Origin of the sequence: Paenibacillus profundus, from assembly GCF_021369635.1 — a bacterium.
Taxonomy (GTDB): Bacteria; Bacillota; Bacilli; order Paenibacillales; family Paenibacillaceae; genus Paenibacillus_B; species Paenibacillus_B profundus.
Map to the genome: position 1 here is coordinate 1 of NZ_JAJNBZ010000092.1, position 1,545 is coordinate 1,545.

At 52.3% G+C, this 1,545-nt stretch carries 1 protein-coding gene; it reads left to right on the forward strand.

The features are described from left to right. The first annotated feature begins 67 nt into the window (after window positions 1-67). Window positions 68-1,468 carry a group II intron reverse transcriptase/maturase gene (ltrA, locus tag LQV63_RS31205; protein ID WP_233699651.1) on the forward strand — a complete coding sequence of 467 codons (1,401 nt, stop codon included), beginning with the start codon at window positions 68-70 and terminating at the stop codon, window positions 1,466-1,468. Window positions 1,469-1,545 lie beyond the last annotated feature (77 nt).

Consider the following 1,545-nt stretch of genomic DNA (forward strand, 5'->3'; position numbering starts at 1 on the left):
TTTTTTTTTTTCGGGAAGGGCCGAACAGTCGTAAGTCTCGAATACATACAGGAAGGGAGTCGGCGCAATGAAAGCAGAATACCGAAAGGACTGCCCGCAAAGGGATAGCGTGGAACGCAAAGAGCATGCGGGAGTGCGGAGCGCCGGCATTCGGGAACGTAGAGAAAGAGGCGGTGCAACGGACCTGCTGGAGCAGATTCTGGACAGAGACAATATGAACAGAGCTTACAAGCAGGTCAAAAGCAACCATGGAGCACCGGGAATCGACGGAATGACCGTAGAGGATGCGCTACCATGGCTGCAGGAACATAGAGACGAACTTTTGCAAAATATCCGGGAAGGCCGGTACAGGCCAAGCCCGGTACGGCGCAAGGAAATTCCCAAACCAGATGGAAGTGGAGTACGGAAGCTCGGTATACCCACGGTCGTGGACCGAGTGATTCAGCAGGCGATTGCCCAGCAGTTACAGCCGCTGTTTGAGCGGCTCTTTTCAGAGGGAAGCTACGGCTACCGCCCAGGGCGGAGCGCACAGCAGGCCATCCGCAAGGTGAAAGACTATGCGCAGCAGGGCTACGGACACGCGGTAGAAATCGACCTCTCGAAATACTTCGACACGCTGAACCATGAGCTGCTTATGAATCTTTTGCGCAAACAAATCCAGGACAAGCGCGTAACCGACCTGATCAAAAAGTACCTGAGAAGCGGAGTCATGGAAAACGGAGTACGCCGCGAAACGAAAGAGGGTTCACCCCAGGGAGGTCCTCTGTCGCCACTGCTCGCAAACATCTATCTGAACGAATTCGACCAGGAGATGAAAAGCCGGGGGGTCAATGTCATCCGCTATGCAGATGACATTGTGGTGCTGGCCAAAAGCAAACGGGCAGCGATACGGCTTCTGGAGTCATGCCGGAAGTACTTGGAGAAGAAACTGAAACTCCAGATGAATACACAGAAAAGCAAGGTAGTCAGCGTAGTAGCCCGGAAACATTTCAAATTCCTTGGCTTTGCCTTGGGAAAGAACAGAAGCGGCGTGTACATTCGCGTCCATGGGCAATCCCTCGCAAAAGCAAAGAAAAGGCTGAAAGAACTAACGAGCCGGAGTCAGGGCAGGAATGTCCGCCAAGTCATGGAGAAAGTGAAAGTCTACATCCGGGGATGGATTGGCTACTACTATGTAGCCGATATGAAACGGATATTGCAAAGCTGGAGCGAATGGCTGCGAAGACGACTGAGGATGTACATCTGGAAACAATGGAAGAAGCCGCGAACAAAAGTACAAAACCTGCGCAAGCTGGGGATACCGGAATGGCAGGCTTACCAGTGGGGAAATTCCCGTCTTGGGTACTGGCGTATCGCCGGAAGTCCTGTGCTGTCTCGTTCCATAACAAACGAAAAGCTCGTACAGGCAGGATATTATGATTTTCCTGCACAGTACGAGCGTCTACGTAAATTGCACTTATGCGGTTGAACCGCCGTATACCGAACGGTACGTACGGTGGTGTGAGAGGTCGGCTACTCAGTTAATGGGTAGCCTCCTACTCGATT